The organism is Sphingorhabdus sp. EL138, assembly GCF_945882965.1.
Taxonomy (GTDB): domain Bacteria; phylum Pseudomonadota; class Alphaproteobacteria; order Sphingomonadales; family Sphingomonadaceae; genus Sphingorhabdus_B.
Window position 1 is genome coordinate 1 of the sequence record NZ_CAMCWY010000009.1, and the last position, 20554, is coordinate 20554.

19 protein-coding genes and 1 other RNA gene are annotated in these 20554 nt (G+C 55.3%); 8 read left to right on the top strand and 12 right to left on the bottom strand.

Annotation, left to right across the window (positions count from 1 at the left end; translation table 11 throughout):
- Nucleotides 1-202, top strand: a transfer-messenger RNA (tmRNA) gene (ssrA, locus tag Q0N43_RS05300); the annotation flags it as partial.
- A gap of 153 nt (nucleotides 203-355) precedes the next feature.
- Here ssrA and Q0N43_RS05305 read toward each other — a convergent pair.
- The 7 genes from Q0N43_RS05305 to lptD form a co-directional block, all read right to left on the bottom strand.
- Nucleotides 356-1609, bottom strand: coding sequence for an N-succinylarginine dihydrolase (locus tag Q0N43_RS05305; RefSeq protein ID WP_295443581.1), 1254 nt, complete (start codon nucleotides 1607-1609; stop codon nucleotides 356-358).
- Nucleotides 1609-2640 carry an arginine N-succinyltransferase gene (locus Q0N43_RS05310; protein ID WP_295443583.1) on the bottom strand — a complete coding sequence of 344 codons (1032 nt, stop codon included), beginning with the start codon at nucleotides 2638-2640 and terminating at the stop codon, nucleotides 1609-1611. The genes Q0N43_RS05305 and Q0N43_RS05310 overlap by 1 nt, the downstream gene beginning before the upstream one ends.
- A complete protein-coding gene (locus Q0N43_RS05315; RefSeq protein WP_295443586.1) occupies nucleotides 2637-3845 on the bottom strand; it encodes a hydrolase in 1209 nt (402 codons plus the stop codon). Before Q0N43_RS05315 ends, Q0N43_RS05310 begins: the two co-directional genes overlap by 4 nt.
- A gap of 52 nt (nucleotides 3846-3897) precedes the next feature.
- Nucleotides 3898-4719 (bottom strand): 16S rRNA (adenine(1518)-N(6)/adenine(1519)-N(6))-dimethyltransferase RsmA, encoded by an 822-nt coding sequence (gene rsmA / locus Q0N43_RS05320; protein WP_295443589.1) that lies wholly within the window; start codon nucleotides 4717-4719, stop codon nucleotides 3898-3900.
- Nucleotides 4719-5735 (bottom strand): 4-hydroxythreonine-4-phosphate dehydrogenase PdxA, encoded by a 1017-nt coding sequence (gene pdxA, locus Q0N43_RS05325; protein ID WP_295443592.1) that lies wholly within the window; start codon nucleotides 5733-5735, stop codon nucleotides 4719-4721. The genes rsmA and pdxA overlap by 1 nt, the downstream gene beginning before the upstream one ends.
- Nucleotides 5735-7075 carry a peptidylprolyl isomerase gene (locus Q0N43_RS05330; RefSeq protein ID WP_295443595.1) on the bottom strand — a complete coding sequence of 447 codons (1341 nt, stop codon included), beginning with the start codon at nucleotides 7073-7075 and terminating at the stop codon, nucleotides 5735-5737. The genes pdxA and Q0N43_RS05330 overlap by 1 nt, the downstream gene beginning before the upstream one ends.
- A 106-nt stretch (nucleotides 7076-7181) precedes the next feature.
- Entirely contained in the window at nucleotides 7182-9368 is a 2187-nt protein-coding gene (gene lptD / locus Q0N43_RS05335) for an LPS assembly protein LptD (protein ID WP_295443598.1), read from the bottom strand.
- 222 nt (nucleotides 9369-9590) lie between these two features.
- Between lptD and Q0N43_RS05340 the strand changes: the two genes are divergently transcribed.
- The 3 genes from Q0N43_RS05340 (at nucleotide 9591) to ndk (ending at nucleotide 11983) form a co-directional block, all read left to right on the top strand.
- Nucleotides 9591-11048: a leucyl aminopeptidase gene (locus tag Q0N43_RS05340; RefSeq protein ID WP_295443600.1), complete on the top strand. Its 1458-nt coding sequence runs from the start codon at nucleotides 9591-9593 to the stop codon at nucleotides 11046-11048.
- Nucleotides 11049-11060: 12 nt separating this feature from the next.
- Nucleotides 11061-11492 (top strand): DNA polymerase III subunit chi, encoded by a 432-nt coding sequence (locus tag Q0N43_RS05345; protein WP_295443603.1) that lies wholly within the window; start codon nucleotides 11061-11063, stop codon nucleotides 11490-11492.
- A 68-nt stretch (nucleotides 11493-11560) separates the two neighbouring features.
- Entirely contained in the window at nucleotides 11561-11983 is a 423-nt protein-coding gene (gene ndk, locus Q0N43_RS05350) for a nucleoside-diphosphate kinase (protein WP_295443606.1), read from the top strand.
- A 1-nt stretch (nucleotide 11984) separates the two neighbouring features.
- On the opposite strand, the gene Q0N43_RS05355 is transcribed toward ndk, so the two are convergent.
- From Q0N43_RS05355 to purM, 3 genes are read right to left on the bottom strand one after another with little or no spacing between them, the layout of a single operon-like run.
- The gene (locus tag Q0N43_RS05355; RefSeq protein WP_295443609.1) at nucleotides 11985-12299 is read right to left on the bottom strand and encodes a hypothetical protein; all 315 of its coding nucleotides are present in this window, start codon (nucleotides 12297-12299) and stop codon (nucleotides 11985-11987) included.
- Nucleotides 12289-13236, bottom strand: a complete 948-nt coding sequence (gene purN, locus Q0N43_RS05360) for a phosphoribosylglycinamide formyltransferase (protein WP_295443613.1) — start codon at nucleotides 13234-13236, stop codon at nucleotides 12289-12291. The genes Q0N43_RS05355 and purN overlap by 11 nt, the downstream gene beginning before the upstream one ends.
- Before the next feature lie 41 nt (nucleotides 13237-13277).
- On the bottom strand, nucleotides 13278-14384 hold the full coding sequence (purM, locus tag Q0N43_RS05365) for a phosphoribosylformylglycinamidine cyclo-ligase (RefSeq protein WP_295443615.1): 1107 nt from the start codon (nucleotides 14382-14384) through the stop codon (nucleotides 13278-13280).
- A 40-nt stretch (nucleotides 14385-14424) separates the two neighbouring features.
- Between purM and Q0N43_RS05370 the strand changes: the two genes are divergently transcribed.
- Nucleotides 14425-15501: a heavy-metal-associated domain-containing protein gene (locus Q0N43_RS05370; RefSeq protein ID WP_295443617.1), complete on the top strand. Its 1077-nt coding sequence runs from the start codon at nucleotides 14425-14427 to the stop codon at nucleotides 15499-15501.
- A gap of 17 nt (nucleotides 15502-15518) precedes the next feature.
- Nucleotides 15519-16103, top strand: coding sequence for a DnaA/Hda family protein (locus tag Q0N43_RS05375; RefSeq protein ID WP_295443619.1), 585 nt, complete (start codon nucleotides 15519-15521; stop codon nucleotides 16101-16103).
- Between the two features lie 17 nt (nucleotides 16104-16120).
- Here the strand turns inward: Q0N43_RS05375 and rnd are convergent, their stop codons facing one another.
- Nucleotides 16121-17317, bottom strand: coding sequence for a ribonuclease D (gene rnd / locus Q0N43_RS05380; RefSeq protein WP_295443622.1), 1197 nt, complete (start codon nucleotides 17315-17317; stop codon nucleotides 16121-16123).
- A gap of 94 nt (nucleotides 17318-17411) precedes the next feature.
- On the opposite strand from rnd, the gene aspS reads away from it, so the two are divergent.
- Together aspS and Q0N43_RS05390 are read left to right on the top strand one after the other, a co-directional pair.
- Nucleotides 17412-19196, top strand: coding sequence for an aspartate--tRNA ligase (aspS, locus tag Q0N43_RS05385; RefSeq protein ID WP_295443624.1), 1785 nt, complete (start codon nucleotides 17412-17414; stop codon nucleotides 19194-19196).
- A gap of 95 nt (nucleotides 19197-19291) precedes the next feature.
- The gene (locus Q0N43_RS05390; protein ID WP_295443625.1) at nucleotides 19292-20083 is read left to right on the top strand and encodes a polyphosphate kinase; all 792 of its coding nucleotides are present in this window, start codon (nucleotides 19292-19294) and stop codon (nucleotides 20081-20083) included.
- On the opposite strand, the gene Q0N43_RS05395 is transcribed toward Q0N43_RS05390, so the two are convergent.
- Complete coding sequence (locus Q0N43_RS05395; RefSeq protein WP_295443627.1) at nucleotides 20065-20553, bottom strand: GreA/GreB family elongation factor; 489 nt, start codon at nucleotides 20551-20553, stop codon at nucleotides 20065-20067. The genes Q0N43_RS05390 and Q0N43_RS05395 overlap by 19 nt on opposite strands.
- Nucleotide 20554: the final 1 nt, after the last annotated feature.

Genomic DNA, 20554 nt, shown 5'->3' on the forward strand with positions numbered 1-20554 from the left:
GGTCTTGGAGGGGCTGAACTAGGATCGACGTGCGTTGAAAAGCATTGTTTTTGCCCGGCATGAATAAGCCGTGAAATGGTTCATAACCAATAGGTGCAAACGATAACTCAGCACTTGCTCTCGCAGCGTAATTTTGGGCCTCACGGTCTGAATTTACACTAAAAGAACGCGGCCGAACCTGCCGGGCAACAGAAAGGTTACTGCGGCCCCCGGGAGCCGAGCAACAGAATCCCGGGACCCTTTTAATATGCGCGTGCCGGGCAACAGAAGCCCCCACCTCTCCATCAATGCAAGGGGCAGCGATGCTCTGGCCTAAATGGTCCAAGCCGCGGCGCGTTGTTAAAGATCTTGGCCGTCAGGCGAGCGCAACGAGATCGGTGGCCTCCAGCAACACCAACCGCGCCAACCGGACTTTATCTAGCAAATCGGGGTCGCCAAGCTGGTCCGGCGTGATGGTTTCGGGCCAATGCGTGGCAACGACTTCGGCGATCACGTCCAACTTTGCCGCATCGGCGATAAAGCGTGGGTCAACCGTCGCAGGATCGGCAACAACGCGCAGGCGCAAGCAGGCTGGGCCGCCGCCATTTGCCATCGATTGGCGCACGTCCACAGGTACAAGCTTGCGGATGGGGCCATTGCCGTCGATCATTTCGGTCAGCCAGCCCCAAACCCGCGCATTTTCTTGCGCTTCGTTGGGTAAAATAAGCGCCATGCCGCCGTCAGGCAAGGTGACCAACTGCGCATTGAACACATAGCTTTGAATGGCGTCTGCGAGGCTAACGCGGTCCGCTGGAACGATGATGACCTCTGCCTCAGGCATAAGCCGTTTAACATCGGCATAGGTCTGTTCTGGGTGCTCGAACGCGTGCTCATGCGTGAAAAGCACGCGTTCATTTGCTACGGCGACAACATCATTATGAAACGCGCCAGCGGCGATGGCAGCTTCGGATTGCTGCACGAATAAAGTTTTAGCCGGGTCAAGCCGGTGCGCGCGCGCTATGGCCTTTGACGCCTCAATATGCTGCCGCGCAGGGAAGGGGCCGCCGGTTTTTCCATAGACAAATATTTCGACACCCGCTGCATCATGCGATGCGCATAAGCGCATGAAATTGGCCGCACCTTCGTCGCCAAACGGCGCTGGAACCGGGCCATGCACCGCAAAATGCCGTTCATTAGCAAAGGCCAATTGCAACTGCGCCAGCGTCCCTGTCCACTCATGGCTTCGGTGCGCCATGGTGAGCAGATTTGCCGCCGACAGATGGCATTTGCCGTCCGCCGTGTCTGGCCCGGGCGAAACAGTCGCCGCATTGGCCGCCCACATCGCAGAAGCCGAAAAAGCGGCTGCGCGGATATGTGGCTCGGCCGATTGCATGTCGGTTGCAAGTCCGGTGAGCCAGTTCTGGTTTGGCCGATCAAGCGGCATGAAAAACCCTTGCGCCAGACCAAGGCCAATGTTGGCGCGCATCTTCTCAATGCCCTGCAACGCCGCGGCTCTGGGATAAGATGCCGCGCCAGCGTTGTTTGACGATGCCAAATTGCCAAGGCTTAGCCCGGCATAATTATGGCTTGGACCTATGATTCCGTCAAAATTGATTTCGACCAAAGTCATTACCACCGCTCCACATAAGTCACTTCATCGCCAACCGAAATATTCAGCGCCCGCGCACATTCGCAGTCGATTATGACGTCATCGCCGCGATCATCAATCCAGCCATAAGCGGCCTTAAATGCGTGCAAGCGCCCTATTGTAAGCAACTTCTTTTGGTCGCTCTTCTGCTCGTGTACGAAGTGGCTTATCTTTGTTATCGTCACATCCTTTGCCTCCCGGATACTCCGGATCTGGTCAGTGCGGGCGTTCATGGTTGGGCCACCGTCAAAAATGTCGATATAATTTTCCCACCCGAAACCTTCATTCTCCAGCATACGCATGGCCGCACGGCCAGAAGGGTGCGGCACGCCAATAACGGTTTTTGCGTTTTCCGGAAGCATGGCGATATATACGGGGTGCTTAGGCATGAGGTCAGCGATGAATTGGTTGCCGAATTTCGCGTTGAATTCGTCCGCCTCTTGAAAGGTCATCCCGAAAAAGCGTCTGGCCACGCCATCCCAGAAAGGAGAGCCGCCGGCCTCGTCGATCACGCCGCGCAACTCGGCAATAGTTCTGTCCGCGAACCTTTGGCGGTGATTGCGAATGAAAAGATAACGGCTGCGCGCAATCAACAGGCCAAGCCCGCCAGCGCGTTCGCCGGGGTGCAGGAACAAACCGCCGACTTCCGTGGTGCCCTCCAAATCGGTCGAGAGGTTTAAGATGTCCGCACGGAATGTGCGTTCCAATTCCACGCTATGCTGAGTTAACGCGCCAATGCGATAGCTGTAAAATGGCCATGTCTGTCCCACCTTGCCAAAGATTTGGCAGGTGCCGCGCACCTCGCCGGTGAGACTGTTCTGCAGCACGAACACATATAGGTCGTCGGCAACATCATCCCCCACACGGTCAAATCCAGCGGCAGACCGTTCCAGCTTTGCGGACAGCGCCTCCTTGTCCGGTGGCAAGTTGGTGAAACCACCGCCAGTGCGTTTCGCCATTTCGTAAATGGGTTGTAAATCACCTATATTCGCCGGACGGATCAGGAAAGTCATAATGCGCCTTTTTCTGATAAACGCATAATGGTTAGTGCGGACAATTGCGCGCGCTCGGTTAGGCTTTCGACGATGAGGAATTCATCGTTGCTGTGAATGTTACCACCGCGAACGCCCATCGTATCGACGACCGGGACGCCGCACGCCGCGATGTTATTACCATCACACACGCCGCCGCTTGAACGCCACGCGATGGATAGGCCAAGATCAGCGCCAGTTTGCTTTACAAGGGCAAATAGCTTGGCGGCCCTGTCGTCGATTGGCTTGGGTGGGCGGCCAAAACTGCCATGCAGATGGGCACGCACGTCATGTTCGCGTTCGATGTCGGCGATGATCCGGCGCAAATCTGCCTCGGTTTGTGTCACGATCTCCGGGGTGCGTGGCCGGAAGTTAACGCGCAGTATTGCGTGATCGGGCACTACATTATTTGGACCGCCACCGTCAATTTTGGCTGGGTTAACCGATAGCCCTTCGCGCGAGAGCCGCTTGAGCCGAAGCGCGAGATCCGCCGCCGCCAATACAGCATTGCGGCCAACATCGGGGTTGCGCCCGGCATGCGCTGACAACCCTGAAAAAATAACCGAGAAATTACCACTCCCGCCACGTGCCCCGGCCAGCGTTCCGTCGGGCAGTGCAGGTTCATAGGTCAACGCCGCCAACTTGTTCCGCGCAAGTTCGGCAATAAGCTTTGCTGATGAAGGTGAGCCAACTTCCTCATCGCTGTTGATAAGGATTTGATACCCCGTACGCGAGATGCTTGCCGAAAGTTCAACCGCGCGCAACGCAGCGAGCAGGACGGAAACGCCGCCTTTCATGTCGGCAACCCCGGGTCCATTGAGCACCCCGTCATCCAACCAGCGCAGCTTCTGAAATTCATGGTCCGCAGGAAAAACCGTGTCCATATGGCCTGTAAACAACAATTGTGTTGGCGCATCAGGGCGCACTGTGACCAAAAGATGTTGGCCATGCGCAGCAGCTTTGATGGATCCGTCGGCCAGCACGCGGTCGACCGGTTCGGGGTTAACCAAGGCAACTTCGCCAGGAAGAACTGAAAACGCATCGGCCAACATTTTTGCGGTCGTCGCCAAGCCATCAAGATTGCCGGAACCGCTGTTTACCGCAGACCAGCTTTGCACCTCGTCAAGCATGGACTGCTGTTGTATCGTTTCAAGAACCTGTCGTTCGTTGTCGGTGAGTGTATGCATCACATGATCTTAGCTTTGGTCGGTTAAAAGGACCACCCCTAGCGTGTTTGGGTTATCCAACCTCTCGTGCAAGCCCGCACCATTCAGCAATGCTTAAGGTTTCAGGACGACGGTCTTCGGCAATGCCGGTTCTGTGGAGTGCCTCCAAAGCGCCGGGAACGCCTTTGAGACTTTGCCGGAGCATTTTGCGCCTCTGCCCGAAGGCGGCACCCGTCAGATTTTCCAACACGGACATTTTAACTCCGTTTGCCGCTTCCTTGGGCGTGATGTGCACTACGGCGGACATCACCTTTGGCGGCGGGGTAAAAGCGGAGCGATGGACTGGCATTGCAATTGCCGCATTCGAGCGCCACTGCGCCAATATGGCCAAGCGGCCAAAAGCGCCGGTGCCAGGAGAGGATACTATCCTGTCAGCAACTTCGCGCTGGAACATAAGCGTCAGGCTTTTCCATGTTGGTGGCCATGCATTGCCGCCAAGCCAGCCAACCGCCAGCGCCGTGCCCACATTATAGGGCAGGTTGGAAACGATGTGAAATGGTGCGCCGATTTCGGTAAAAGGATTGATCTTCAGGGCATCGCCTTCAATCACGCGCAATTGGCCGGGAAATGCCTCAGCCAGCTCGGCGAGCGCTGGTAAGCAGCGATGGTCGCGCTCTACGGCAACAACATGTGCGCCGGCGCGTAACAGCGCGCGTGTGAGGCCACCAGGGCCGGGGCCCACCTCATACACCACTTCGCCCGCCAATGGGCCGGGAATCGCGGCGATACGATCAAGCAGCTTTTCATCGAAAAGGAAGTTTTGGCCAAGCGCCTTGCTGGCGGACAGGCCATGGCGGGCAATGACTTCCCTAAGCGGGGGCAGTGAAACCGTCATCAACCAGCATCGGCGGCAGCAAGGCGGTATAATGCCGCTGACTCCGCCATTTTGATTGCTGCTATCATGGAATATGGCAGCGCCTTATTTTGGCCAGCTATATCAAAAGCTGTGCCATGGTCCGGCGATGTCCTGACCACGGGCAACCCAAGAGTTATGTTTACGGCATCGTGGAAATACAGTGTTTTTAACGGAATAAGTGCTTGGTCATGATACGCGCACAAGGCGGCGTCATATTGCGCCCGTGCCTCGGCATGAAACATCGTGTCGGCGGGCAGAGGGCCAATGACGTTGAATCCTTCGCTCCTGATCTGTGCAATGGCGGGTTCAAATATTTCCAGCTCTTCGCGTCCCATATTCCCCGATTCCCCGGCATGGGGGTTGAAACCAGCGACCGCGAGCCGCGGATTTTCAATACCAAAATTGCGCTGCAAGCCCTTTGCCGTGGCGCGCAGGCGTTGACGGATCAACCCTCCGTCCAGCTTTGCCGCTACTTCGGCAAGCGGAATATGCGTCGTCATCGGGACCACGCGCAGGTCCGGGCCAGCGAGCATCATGACCGCATTATTCTTCGCTACGCCGCAGCGTTCGGCAATGAATTCGGTCTGGCCGGGGTGCGTAAACCCAACGGCATAAAGCTGCGATTTGGAAACAGGACCAGTGACCAAAGCGGCGGCACTCCCCGCCCGGACAAAGCCAATCGCCATTTCCAACGCCTGATACGCACAATGCGCGCCGTCCAAGTCCGGGATGCCTGGTACGACCGAAAGGCAGTTGTGCAGTTGAATCACAGGCAGGGCTGTGTCGAAATGCTTGAAGGTATCTGCCGGGTCTTCAATGCGGACAACCGGTCCGTGCCAATGCGGCGCGAAACTTCCAATGTCACCAATGGCAAAGAAAGGCGCCAAGCCAGAAGCGTTGCGGGCCTCCCATGCTTTTCCAATTATTTCCGGCCCGATACCAGCCGGATCACCGACCGAAACGGCCAGCGGCAGTTCCAGTCGGCCCGTCGGCATCAGTTATATTCAATAACAGCGTCGCGGCGTAAATCGCGCAGGTAAATGCGGGCGCGCTTGTTTACGCGCTCTTCTTCCAATCGCGACATGATTTCGTCAAAACTCTCGGATGCGGCCTCTTGTGGTGCGTCGCGACCACACAGGACGAATACGCGAACGCCATCGTCCAAAGAACCATAAGGCGGCGTTGATTGGCCAACTTTTAAATCAAGCATAACCTGCTGCAAAGGAGCGGGTAACTCGCGGATTTTGATACCGTCTCGGTTAACCACATCGGCGCCAAGTTTGCGCGCCATCTCGTCCGCGACACCGCAGCCGGAGATTTGTTGCGTTTCCTCGCTGAATCTATTGATCAATGGTGTCACCTGCGCTTCAGTTGTGCCCTTAGGAAAGTTGATTGCAATTTGCTTCAAGCTTAACACGGAGTCTCGTGGATCAGAGGTAGCCACCTGACGTTTATCGATCAGCAACAGGATAGAGATACCGCCAGGCGATGCCACGGCTTTAACCTCGTTACTGTTCATACTTGCTGCTGCCGTGGCCAGCGATTGTGGCAATTGCGCGAGTGACAACCAACCCAGGTCACCACCGACGGACGCAGTAGATGCTTCAGAAAACTGCCGCGCATAAGCTACAAAGTTGCCGCCTTGGCGCAATTGATCGATTACTTTTCCAACGCTTTCCTGCACAGCCGGCAAGGTTTCAGGCGTCGCCGCCAGGTAAATTTCGCCCAAGCGATATTCAGTCGTGCCCTTGGTTGCCTTAATGCGTTCAATGATAGCGTTAACTTCGTCGTCGCTTACATTCGCAGAGGGACGTACATTGCGCGAAAGCAGTCGGCTCCACGAAAGTTCGCCCTTAATTTGGCGCTTGAGTGTTGCGATCGACGCACCAATGGAGGCCAGATATTTTTCAACCTCATTTGCTGGGCGGTTGAAGTTCTGTTGCGCAACACGGTCGAAATATTGGTTTACTTCAGCCTCAGTGACTTCGATTTCATTGGCCGCCGCCTCTTGGATCTGCAGTGTTTCATCGATCAAATTGGTCAGGATTTGTGCGCGAAAACGGGCGAGTTCTTCTGGCGGTAATTTGTTGTCATTTGCGGCGACGATGAGCGCAAGGCGGTGATCAATGTCCGTGCCTGTGATGATTTCACCATTCACTTGCGCAGTTGCACGACGCACATTGGGGTCGTTTTTGCCGAACAGCTGCTGTCCCTCGGGTATATTCAAATTGGACTCCGGGGCGATAGTATCGGAGGCCGCTTGCGCAATTAAAGGTGTTAGTGCCGAGGCAGAAACGAGCAAGGCAGCTAAGGACAGGCGCGTGAATAACTTCATTGATATTGATCCAATACAGTATCATCTTCAGACGGCCAAATAGCCAACGCCTGCTGAACAGCAGATGAGCGGCCAGAAACCCGTCAGAATATTTCTTAACGACGCCTTACACACCCAGATTGCGAAATGCCAGACGGAACAGGAAGCTGTTGCCGCTCTGGGAATCGCCCACAGGCTGATAGTCGCGCCGCCACGTCAGGCTTAATGATAAGCAGTCGTCATCATAGGAGATGCCAAGCCTATGCCGGATGGGATCGAAACCATCTGAGAGGATTGTAGGGTCTTCCTTGGCATCGGTAAGGTCAAGAATGGTCGATCCAAAAACCGACCAGTAGCGCGCCACACGGACACGCCCAGCGAGACGAATTTCTTCGCGGTCCTTCAAATCTTCTAGCGTCGGACCAATGTTGCGGTTCAACTTAAGGTAGCCCGCCTGCAAATAGGTTCCGCGCGAGCCGACAGTGGCGTCGACTTCGTTACGCCGGATGGACAAATTGTCCTTATCCAATCTGAAACGGTGCGTTAGTTTTAAGATATTTTTGTATTGAAATTCTGAACGGCCAACAATGTCTGATGCTTTATCCGAAAGTCCTGTTCCGTCGGGGAAAATCGAAGCCTGGTTGGATAGGCGGTAGCTTTGGCCCAAATTGACAACTGCCGTAAAATTAGTCTTCCGCAAGGCCCAGTCAAAGCCATAGGTTATGCGATAATCATCTTCAAACCTGTCATAGCCTGGAAACCGGTTCAACGCGAAAAGATTGCTATCCTCAAGGTCGACAGCCCGCGAATCTTCGTTTGGAATCTTTAGATTGCTAATGGCCGGCGCTGCCACGACCTGAACGCGCGGCGTGAAAATCTGCGTACCGCCAAAGGCCTGTCCTACAAAAGGCCATTTAACGTCTGCTGCCGCTGCAAATATGCCGCGCGTTTGCCAGCCGGTTTCACCGCGGTAAATTGCGGTAAGCGTGCTTGCATTATCGTTGCTGTGATAGACATCTCCACGTGCAAGCATATTAAAGCTCACTTCTTGACCAAGGCCAGTAATGGTCCGCAAGTCCCACTTGGCAGAAGCAAAGGCCCGTTGCGTGTCTTGCCCCTCCGTGCGGGCAATGGCTAGGCTGTTGGCCTGAAGCTGCAAAGTTCCCCCAACCACTGGGGCATTCATACGCAAGCGGTAATCTATTTCGGGCAGCGCGATGGGCGCAAGCCCTTGCGGGTCGCCTGTACGCAAGGTCTGCACAGCCCAGCCTGCCAAGGAAAAATAGCTTTTGTCCCCGATGCGCTCCGCCGAAAAAGTCGAACGCAGCCTGTCGTCGCGGCTTATGTCATAGCGCCGAAGGAATGTTCGGTCAGATGCATAGCGGCCGGATGCGGAAAATGACCAATATGGGTCGAATTGAAACCGGCCAGCGCCCTCCAGATATCCCCGAAACACATTTGACCCAACAGCGCTTACAACGCCGCTCGTACTAATGCGGTCGCTATATGTGCCATATGCCGTCAGGTCGACCGCGCCATATTTTTCCAATGACCGAAAATTTACGCGGCCCAAAGGTGCCGCATCGGAAAATGCCGTGACTGATCCGGTTAAATCCCGATTTTGGGAAATGCGCCAATAATAAGATTGCTCCAGCTCAACGCCGTTGTTGCGCGAGAAACCGATGCTTGGAACGAGAAAGCCGCTGCCCGCTTTTATACCGACAGGGTGCGATAATAGCGGTAATGGTATGATGGGTAAACCAAAGAGCTCAATACGCGCGCCTTCGTAATGAACACGTTTCTTGGCGGGGTCATAGACGACTTTGACGGCCTTTACCTCCCAGCTTGGCTTTTTCGGGCAGCCATCTGCGGTTTTCACCGCACACGCCGTGTAAGCTGCATAGTTTAGCGTGTAGACGCCATCTGTGCGTGCACCACGATTGGCGGCGAGGCGGCTCTTGTCGGCGAGTACCACCAGCATATTGTTGATAACGCCGTCTTTTAGGGCGTCTGTAAGCTCGACTTTGTCGCCATAAGCCACGTCGCCTTCTGGTCCGACCGTCCGGATATTTCCCTCGGCCACAACTTGGCCCGTCGTGCGGTTCCAAAGGATGGTATCTGCGCGCACGAAATAACCTTCGCGATTTGCAATTACGTCGCCTCTGGCCGTTACAATTTCGGTATTCGAGTCAAATTCGACAACCGCAGCGGAAAACCCGATCTGGTCGCTGGTCTGTTGTGTTTTTTCGGCTGATGCTGCGGTTTGAGCCATCGCGACTGCCGGCAACGCGCTGCATCCGAGCAATATCGGCATAAGCAAAGCACGAAAAGGGGTAGGCCGAGGGGCAGAAATAATCATAAAAACCGATATGCCCTTTATCGCCGCTATTGCCGTGGGTCCACCCATGTTGCCGTGCATGGCAATATTTGGGTTAAAGCGCTGGCACATTGATACCATCTTTTGCTTTAATCGGAACGGATAATAGGCCTATAGAAAAGTTAAACATGACACCCAGCGGAAAGGCTGTTCATTTCCATGATCATCAATTTTAACGATGCGCGCCCCCAAGATGCCGACGTGCTCGCATTTATCGTTACCAAAAGTACTTTTGCCGATTTCGAGTTTCTCTTGGAAAAAACGGACATTATTCAAGCAACCGCAAAGCTTGCACGGTTTGAGGGTGCTGCTGGACAAAATTTTCTGTTTATCAACGAACAAGACGGCAAGTTGGTGCGTATTGTTCTGCTTGGTGTGGCGGAAGGTGAGGCGGCTGATTACCAGAAAGTTGGCGGCGACATTATCGCCAAGGTGCAGACATCGGGCGCAAAGCACATTGCCGTTCATGGGGCTAATTTGACCGCGCAACACGCAGCAGAGGTTGCTTTTGGCGCAACGCTGCGCAACTGGCGGATGGACAAATATCGCACCAAATTGCCCGAAACGTCAAAGCCGACCGTGGAATCGTTCACCGTCGTTGCTGCGCCTGCACAGGCCAGCGCACACTGGACAAGTTACCATGCAGTGGCCGAAGGCGTTGCCTTGACTAAGGAATTGGTAACTGAACCTGCAAATATCATTTATCCCGAAAGCTTTGTTGAGCGTTGCCAGCATTTAAAAGAACTGGGCGTGGAAATTAGCGTCCTAGATGATCAGGATATGGCAGCGCTTGGCATGGGGGCGCTGTTGGGCGTGGCGCAAGGCTCTCGTCGCCCTGCGCGCCTGCTGGTAATGAAATGGGACGGCACTGGCGGCGCCCAGCAGCGGCCAGTCGCTTTGGTCGGCAAGGGTGTGACGTTCGATACAGGTGGTATCTCCATCAAGCCAGCGGCAGGCATGGAAGATATGAAATGGGATATGGGCGGTGCGGGCGCGGTCGCAGGTGCCATGAAGGCATTGGCGGGACGCAAGGCTAAGGCGTATGTCGTGGGCGTCTGCGGCCTTGTGGAGAATATGCCGGACGGTAATGCGCAACGTCCCGGTGATGTCGTTACGTCAATGTCGGGCCAAACGATTGAGGTGCTGAACACCGACGCAGAAGGCCGCCTTGTATTGTGCGACGCGCTCCATTGGGTACAGGAGAATTATAACCCAGAATATATCGTCGATTTGGCGACACTGACAGGCGCGATCATTGTGTCGCTTGGCAGTGAATATGCAGGGCTATTCTCGAACAGTGATGAACTTGCCGATAAGCTCACGGCGGCGGGTAAGGCATCAGGTGACCCTTTATGGCGTTTCCCCTTGTCGAAGGCTTATGACAAGATGATCGACAGCCCGATTGCCGATATGAAGAATATCGGCGGGAAAGGCGCAGGCTCCATTACCGCCGCGCAATTCTTGGGCCGCTTTATTAAGGACGGCGTGAAATGGGCGCATCTTGATATTGCCGGGACAGTGTGGGCCGACAAGCCGGGTACGGTATGGGACAAGGGCGCAACCGGATATGGCGTGCGTTTGCTTGATCGCTTCGTCGCCGACAATTTCGAAGGCTGATGTAGCCGCATCATGCAGGTCGATTTCTACCAGCTCACCCGCGATCCTGCTGAAAAAATACTCTCAGTCATTGCCCAGCGTATATTGGACGATGGCGGGCGGTTATTGATCGTCAGTGACGACAGCCTGCAATTGGACGCCATATCGTCCGCGCTTTGGACGGCAAAGGCGAACAGCTTTCTCGCGCATGCCAAAGCAGGCGAGGGGGAGGATGCCCTGCAACCCATATTGCTGTCGGATAATACCGACGCTGCAAATAAAGCGCGTTTTGTTGCCGTTGCCGATGGAAATTGGCGTCCGATTGAAAAAGAGTTCGATCGCATTTTTTATCTCTTTCCGCCCAGCCATATCGACAACGCACGCGCGGCATGGCGCAGCTTAAGCGATGGTGTAGAACGGCGTTACTGGAAACAGGATGGCGGCAAATGGGTGCAAGGCCCATAAAGCTTGCAAAAAAGGCCAAGCGTCGTTAGACGCGCGCCAAATTCACCCCTATATTTTTGGAGCATCTCATGGCGGTTACGCGCACATTTTCGATCATTAAGCCCGACGCAACACGCCGCAACCTGACAGGTGCCGTGACCAAAATGCTTGAAGAAGCTGGCCTGCGCATTGTGGCTTCAAAGCGCATCCACATGTCGCGCGAACAAGCCGAAGGCTTTTATGCTGTGCACAAAGAGCGTCCCTTCTTTGGCGAGCTCGTTGAATTCATGATCAGCGGACCAGTCGTCGTGCAAGTGCTTGAAGGCGATAACGCCATGCAGCGCAACCGCGACATCATGGGCGCGACCAACCCTGAAAATGCCGAACCCGGCACCATCCGCAAGGAACTCGCCGAAAGCATCGAAGCCAACACCGTGCATGGTTCGGACAGCTATGAAAACGCCGCCATCGAAATCGCCTATTTCTTCAAGCCTGAAGAGATTGTTGGGTAATTTATCCTCGAAAAGGCGATTTTTTCCATAAATCGTCGAGTACGTGCAGTTTATCTTCACTGACCCGCTCGGCAGGCGGCCAAGGGCCGTCTGCCGACATGGAGCGAAACGCTTTTTCGCGTGCAGATTCCGAAGGCCAAAGCGCAACTGCGACTAATTCTTCATTTGCACCACGACCAAGGCATGAGCCAAAAGACCCATACTCGGAGCCTTGGCGCGTTAAATCGCGCCAGCGATTTCGAAAATCTGCCTCATGTTCAGGAGCCACACGCCACCGATAAATGGCAATAAATCCGGTGGTAGCGTTAGAATTCATTGGCTAAGTCCATGAACCTAGTCAGCTTCTTCGGTGCCACCGCGCGCCAGCTTTTGGCGATCCAGTCGCCGATATGGTCCCAATCGGTGTCGCCAAGGTCTAGCCGGATGCCGACCCACCCATCCCCGAAATAGGCAGGGCGATAATAACGCTCCGCGTTGCTGTCGATCAGCATAGCTTGCTCCTCCGCACCGCTGATTTTCACCAATAGCGCGGTTTTGCCGTCGCCGTGATGGTCGATAGACACATAAGCGAATTTCTTGCCACCAACGATGCCGAAGCACGGCATGCCATGGGATGATACTTCGTCGGCTTCAGGTTGGGCGAGGGCAAGGGTACGGACTTGCGCCGTCAGATATTCCGGGTTGGTATCGCGCGCGACAAAATTGGCCAGCGTCTTGGGGTATAATTGATACTCCGCCATTTTAACGCGGTCGGCGAGCGTATCTGCGGTGTCGCCGGGCAAAATCGCCACCTCGATTTGGCCAAGCACGGGGCCATCGTCCAATTCCGCCGTGACCAAATGCACGCTGGTCCCCGCGACTGTGTCTTTGGCCTGTATGGCCCTTTGATGTGTATGTAGCCCCTTATATTTCGGCAGCAAAGACGGGTGGATATTGAGCATGCGCCCATACCATTTTGCGACGAATTCTGTGGACAATATCCGCATATACCCCGCCAAAGCGATATAGGCCGCGCCTGCCTCGATGATCGCGTCGTGCATGAGCGCGTCATGCGCGGCACGGTCAAGGCCGATATGTGACACCACAAAGGTTGGAATGCCCTCTGTTGCGGCGATTTTTAGTCCTTCTGCATCTGGGTTGTTGCTGGCGACCAGAATGATTTCATAGGGGCAGCTTGGCAATTTAGAGGCGAACAACAAGGCGGCCATATTGGTGCCCGCGCCGGAGATTAGGACGGCGACTTTAGCTTTCATTTGCACTCCCCTCCCACAGGCGGGAGGGGGATAAAGGCAGTTTAGCCCACATAAGTCGCAGTCCAATCAGATTTCGCGCTCCATGTTTCGACAGAGCCCGTGACGGTGCAGCCTTTGTCGCCATCTGCAATGTGACCGATGTTGAACACCGTCTCACCAGCGGCCTCCAGGGTAGCTGTCACATCCGCTACATCCGCCTGCGCCACAACAACAGCCATGCCGACGCCACAGTTAAATGTGCGCGCCATTTCCTCTGGCTCAATATTGCCCTGTGCCTGCAAAAACGCCATCAGGTGCGGTTGCATCCAAGCGTCCGCGTTGACATGCGCGTGAAGTCCAACTGGCAAAATACGCGGAATATTCTCAAGCAAACCGCCGCCCGTGATATGCGCCATTGCGTGGATTTTCCCAGTGCGCACCAGTGGCAGCAAGGACTTCACATAGATCCGTGTGGGCGCCATCAGCGCGTCGATCAGGATGACATTCTGGTCGAACAGAGCGGGACGATCAAGCTTCCAGCGCTTGTCCGCCGCAAGCCTGCGCACCAAGGAAAAGCCGTTGGAATGCACGCCCGAAGACGCGAGGCCCAAGATGACATCGCCCGCCTCAATTTTGTCGGCGGTCAGGACTTGGTCGCGCTCCACTGCGCCGACACAAAAGCCAGCAAGGTCATAATCGCCGTCGTAATACATCCCGGGCATTTCCGCGGTCTCGCCGCCGATCAGCGCGCATCCAGCCAGTTTGCAGCCCTCAGCGATGCTGGCCACGACTGACGTCGCTATAGCATTGTCCAGCTTGCCGGTCGCATAATAATCAAGGAAAAACAACGGCTCTGCGCCTTGCACGATCAGGTCATTTGCGCACATCGCAACGAGGTCGATGCCGACGCCTTCATGCCGTCCGGACTCTATTGCTAGCTTCAGCTTTGTGCCCACACCGTCATTGGCCGCGACCAGTAACGGGTCATGAAACCCTGCCGCTTTCAAATCGAAGAACCCGGCAAATCCGCCAAGGTCGGCGTCGGCACCTGCACGACGCGTTGCTTTGGCCAGCGGCGCAATGGCGCGTACCAGGGCATTGCCAGTTTCGATGGAAACACCCGCCTTGGCATAAGTGTAGGATTCTGAGCTGTGATCTTTTGCGTCCATTTGTCGCCGTTAGCGAGAACAGGCTTGGAATTCCACGTCTATGTCGCCTAAAGGTGCGGAGATGACAAATTTGCGCAAGAATTGGTTCCGCATATCAGCGATCGGCTTGCCTTTGGCGCTGGTTGGCGGCGGCATCGTGGTTGCGCAGATTGACGGGCCAAAGCGCGGTATTGCGCCGATTGCGAGCGCCGGCGACTTTGAAGTTACGGGCGTTTCGGTCAACGTGGTTGGCGACAACGCCTTTGAAGCACGAAAAAAGGGGTGGGAGCAGGCGCAGCGTATCGCTTGGGCGGCATTGTGGCGCAAAACCCATAATGAAGCAGGGGCCGGTCTGTCCGATTCGACATTGGACGGCATCACTGCCGCCATTGTGGTGGAACAGGAACAAATTGGTCCACGTCGTTATGTTGCAAAACTGGGCGTCTTGTTTGACCGTGCGCGCGCGGGTCAGTTGCTGGGCGTCAGCAGTGTTGCAAGGCGTTCTGCGCCTTTGATGTTGTTGCCCGTCACTTACTCTGCAGGTGCACCCACCGTGTTTGAACAGCGCACATCATGGCAACGGAGCTGGGCCAAATTTCGTACCGCAGACAGCACGATCGATTATGTTCGCCCAAGCGGGGCAGGCGGCGAGTCGCTTTTGTTGAATGCTGGCCAAGCGGAACGCCGCAGCCGCATTTGGTGGCGCACGATCCTTGACCAGTTCGGTGCGGCGGACGTTATCATTCCCATCGCGCGGATTGAACGGCAATGGCCCGGTGGTCCAGTCATAGGACGTTTCTCGGCGCGTTATGGTCCGGATAACAAGTTTCTGGGTGCATTCACGCTGCGCACATCGAATAGCGCGGGCATTCCTGCGATGATGGATCAAGCCGTATTGCGGATGGATCAATTGTTCCAATCGGCCCTCTCCTCGGGACGCCTGCGGGCTGATGCATCTTTGGTCCTAGAACCCGACGTGGTCGAGGGCGAGGATTTGGAGAGCGAAGTCGAAGACACCGCGGCTTTAAATGAAACTGGCACACCATTGCAGGAACCGGCCGCGCCATCGCTTGACGACGTTGTCAAATCCATCGTGCCAGAGTCGCAGCTTCCTTCCGCGCCTCAACCCCGGCCATAAGGGCATTTAGCGGGTCGATGCGTCAAATTGCCTTGCCCTTGGACGAGTTGCGCAGTGGCGCGTCGTCCAGCCTCATCATCACGGAATCAAACGCAGCGGCCTTTGCCGGGCTGTCCAGTGCGGCGGCCTGGGCAAAGGGCTGTGCAATTCTTACAGGGCCGGCGCGCTCCGGAAAAACACTGATGGCGCGCTATTTCTCGGGAAAGAATGGCACCGTCATTGATGAAGCCGAGGCGAGCGCTGACGAAACAATTTTCAATGCGTGGAACCGTTCGCAAGAAAGCGGCGTGCCGTTATTGCTGATATCGCGTTGGCAACCTGCGGAATGGAGTGTTGCACTGCCCGATTTGCAGTCGCGATTAGGCGCGGCAATGTTGCTCGAAATCGCGCCGCCGGATGACGAGATGATTGAACAATTACTGCAAAAACAGCTTTCCGACCGAGGCGCAGCGATTAGCATCGATGTCTTAAGCTATGTGAAGCGGCGTATCGAACGCAGCTATGTTGCCATTGAAAAATTTGCGCGATCCGCAAACGCCATGGCGCTCTCGGAAAATGCGCCCGTAAATTTGACCTTGGTAAAAAAAGTTCTCGAAGACTGATTTAAGTGGGCCTGACCCTAAGCCGGTGTTTCCCGCACCATGTCTTCTTCATGCGTGAGGGTCATCTTGAGCTTGCCATTGACCACGGCAAAGGCCAACCGTCCTTCGACAAGGTCAAGTGCATCGCGCCCGAATTGGTCAAAACGCCATCCCGTTAACACTTCAAGGTCGTCGCGCTCGCCAGCGGCCAAGCGCTCAAGCTCTTCTGTCCGCACAATCAAGCGCGGGGCCACGTTAATTTCGCGGGACCGGATTTTGAGCAATAGCTTCAGCAGATCGGCGACTAGCGAACCGTCTTTGCCACCGCCGGGAGATGATCGGGCACGGTCTGGCAAATTGTCACGCGCCATGGGCTGGCTCGCCTCAATCACCCCGATCAGGCGCGCACCAATTTCATTGTCGCGCCATGCGGGCGATAGGCCGCGCACTTTGGGCAGGTCGGCCTGACTTTTGGGTGGATGCGCGGCGATATCGGCCAGCGTTTCATCCTTCATAATCCGTCCACGTGGGATGTTTTTGCGCTGCGCCTCTTTTTCGCGCCAGGCTGCCATCGCTTGAAGGCGACCAAGCACTTCGGGTTTGCGCGATTGCACTTTAATCCGTGCCCACGCGTTTTCGGGGTCATTGCGATAATTGGCGGCGTTGGAAATCCGCTCCATTTCGTCATTCAGCCACGCGCCCCGCCCCGTTATCTTAAGCTTTTCAAGCATCATCGGAAAGATGACGGACAAATGCGTCACATCGGCAATGGCATAATCAATTTGGCGTTTATCCAACGGACGCCGTGACCAATCGGTAAAACGCGCCCCCTTGTCCAACTGGATACCCATCCACAGTTCGACGAGGTTTGAGTAACCGACTTGCTCACCCTGACCTAGCGCCATGGCGGCAATTTGCGTGTCGAACATGGGGTAGGGGGTTTTGCCGGTCAGGTTGAAGAATATCTCGATATCCTGCCCACCCGCGTGGAAAACCTTCAACACATCCTCATTTTCGCACAACAGCTCAAGCATTGGCGTCAGGTCAAGACCCTCGGCCTTGGGGTCAATTGCGGCTGCCTCATTGGCGTCGGCCAGTTGAACCAAACATAAGTCGGGATAATACGTGTTTTCCCGCATAAATTCGGTGTCGACCGCAACAAATGGCGATTGTGCAAGGCGTGCGCACAATTCGGCGAGGCGTTTGCTGTCAGTGATGAGTGGATGAATCTGCATTGGGCATCGCCCTAGCACCCATTCACGACTTGACAAAGTGCCGCTGCACTGTTGACAGGCCCGCTTTCCACAGCTTTTTTGAATTGAGCCAACAATGCACGCTTATCGTACGCACAAATGCGCTGAACTCCGCGATTCCCATGTGGGCGAAACCGTCCGCCTGTCGGGCTGGGTCCACCGTAAGCGCGACCATGGCGGCGTGTTGTTCGTCGACCTGCGCGACCATTATGGCATGACGCAGATCGTGGCCGATACCGATAGCCCCGCTTTGCCGATATTGGAGGCTTTGCGCCTCGAAAGCGTCATCACCATTGACGGTGACGTGAAGGCCCGCAGTGCAAGCTCGGTCAATGCCCATCTACCGACCGGGCAGATTGAAGTCTTCGCCCGCAGCGTCACGGTGCTGAGCAAGTCGGAAGAACTGCCATTGCCGGTCGCCGGTGAGCAAGAATATCCTGAAGAAACGCGGCTGAAATACCGCTTTCTTGATTTGCGCCGCGAAACGCTCCACGCCAACATTGTTAAGCGCACGCAGATCATTCGCGAAACGCGCCGCCGGATGGAAGATATCGGCTTCACCGAATATTCAACGCCCATCCTTACGGCATCCAGCCCAGAGGGCGCGCGCGACTTTCTTGTACCAAGCCGCATCCACGCCGGAAAATTCTTTGCACTGCCGCAAGCGCCACAGCAGTATAAGCAACTGTTGATGGTCGCCGGTTTCGACCGATATTTCCAAATCGCACCATGCTTCCGCGATGAAGACCCGCGCGCCGACCGTTTGCCGGGCGAGTTTTACCAGCTTGATCTGGAAATGAGCTTTGTCACGCAAGAAGAAATCTGGGACACGATGGAGCCAGTGATGGCAGGTGTGTTCGAAGCATTTGCCGACGGCAAAAAAGTGACACCAGCAGGACAGTTCCCGCGCATCCCGCATTCAAAGTCGATGTTAGATTACGGCACTGACAAGCCCGATTTGCGCAACCCGCTGATCATCCACGATGTTACCGATCATTTCAAAACCTCGGGCTTTGGCTTGTTTGAACGCGTTGTTGAAGGCGGCGGCGTTGTCCGTGCCATTCCTGCGCCAAAGACTGCGGACAAGAGCCGTAAATTCTTCGACGATATGAACGAATGGGCGCGCAGCGAAGGCCATGCCGGACTTGGTTATGTCACCCGCAAGGGTGGCGAGTTTGGCGGTCCAATCGCCAAGAACCATGGCGAAGAGGGGATGCGCGCTTTATATGACGCGATCGGCCTTGGACCCGACGATGGTTGCTTCTTTGCCGCTGGCAAGGAAGAGCAAGCGGCAAAGCTGGCTGGCGCGGCGCGCACGCGGACGGGCGAGCAGCTTGACCTGATTGAAAAGGACGCGTTCCGTTTTTGCTGGATCATCGACTTCCCCTTCTACGAATGGAGTGAGGAGGACAAAAAGGTCGACTTTGCGCACAACCCCTTCTCAATGCCACAGGGCGGGCTACAGGCGCTCGAAACGCAGGACCCGCTCACAATCAAGGCGTATCAATATGACATGGTCTGTAACGGCTATGAGCTTGCCTCAGGCTCGATCCGGAACCAGCACCCAGATTTGATGGTCAAGGCGTTTGAACTCACGGGTCTGACGCAGGCGGATGTTGAAGATCGCTTTGGCGGCATGTATCGCGCTTTCCAATTTGGTGCGCCACCGCATGGCGGCATGGCTGCAGGGGTGGACCGGATGGTCATGCTCTTGTGCGGCGTGCAGAATTTGCGCGAAATCACGCTTTTCCCGATGAACCAGAGGGCCGAGGACCTTTTGATGGGCGCGCCGTCGCCTGCGATGGCTAAGCAGTTGCGCGAATTGCACATTCGCGTTGTGGAACAACCGCCCAAGGCCTGATATCAGGGACAAAATCAGCAGCAGGATCTGTCCCTTTTGGGGACTGAGCTGCGCTTTCGCTTGTTTGTCTGTGCAATAGATGCTCGAACGCGGGCATGTCCATTGACCTTTCCAAGTTTGAAGCCGGCAAAATATATATATATGACGGCACATATGACAAGGACCTGAAAAGGCTTCAGGATCGCTTGTCCAAGCTACAAGCATTGCACATCCTGCATGATGCGCGCACTTTGATCATCTTCGAAGGCTGGGATGCCGCTGGCAAGGGCGGCGCAATCAAGCGCATGACCTCTTCGCTTGACCCGCGCTTTTATAAGGTATTCCCTATTTCTGCGCCGACCTCAGAAGAAAAGGACAAGCATTTCCTGTGGCGCTTCTGGAACAAATTGCCGGGTAAACGAGAGATCAGCATTTGGGACAGAAGTCACTATGGCCGCGTGCTGGTTGAGCGTATCGAGGGATTTTGCACCGAAGCCGAATGGCGGCGCGGTTATGACGAAATCAACGAATTTGAATCGCGTCAAGGCGAGATTGGCACGAAGATTATCAAGATATTCCTGCATGTGACCTCCGAAACACAAGACAAGGTTCTGACGGAAAGGCTGGATGATCCAACCAAAAGATGGAAAGTCACTGCAGAAGATTTTCGCAATCGCGAAAAGCGAGACGACTATCTCGACGCGCTAAAGGATATGTTCAAGCGCACGCATACGCATTGGGCACCCTGGACCGTTATCGACGGCAATAATCAAAAGGCGGCCCGGATTGCGGTCCTTTCGCATGTTATCGCAGAATTAGAGAAGAGCGTACCGCAGGAGTTTCCGGAGGCCGATCCAGCGGTTGTAGCGTTGGCGCAGCGGACGATTGGCTATTCCCCCAAGGGATAGTCTATCCGTAGTATTTCCCATTCTTTGGGCCCTGTGGGCAAATTCACGGTTTTGACATCACCCACGCGCGCGCCGCGTAGGGCACGGGAAAGGGGTGCGTTCCAGCCTATGCGACCGTTGCTGGCATCGGCTTCATCGTCGCCAAGGATTGTGATCGTGCGTTCAACATCATCGACATCCGCAATCGTGACGCACGCGCCAAAGAATATGCGGCTTCGGTCTTCTTGCTTAGATGGGTCGAGTATTTGCGCGACCTTCATCTTTTTGGACAACTGACCCAATTCCTGGTCAATCGCGCGGAGCTTTTGGCGGCCATAGATATAATCGCCATTCTCGCTTCGGTCGCCATTGCCTGCGGCCCAATGGACGATTTCAACCACTGTGGGGCGGTCGATGGCGAACAGCTGTTCATAGCGTTCGCGTAAGGCCGCGAATCCGGCTGGGGTAATCGGGTTGGTGCGCTCGGCCATG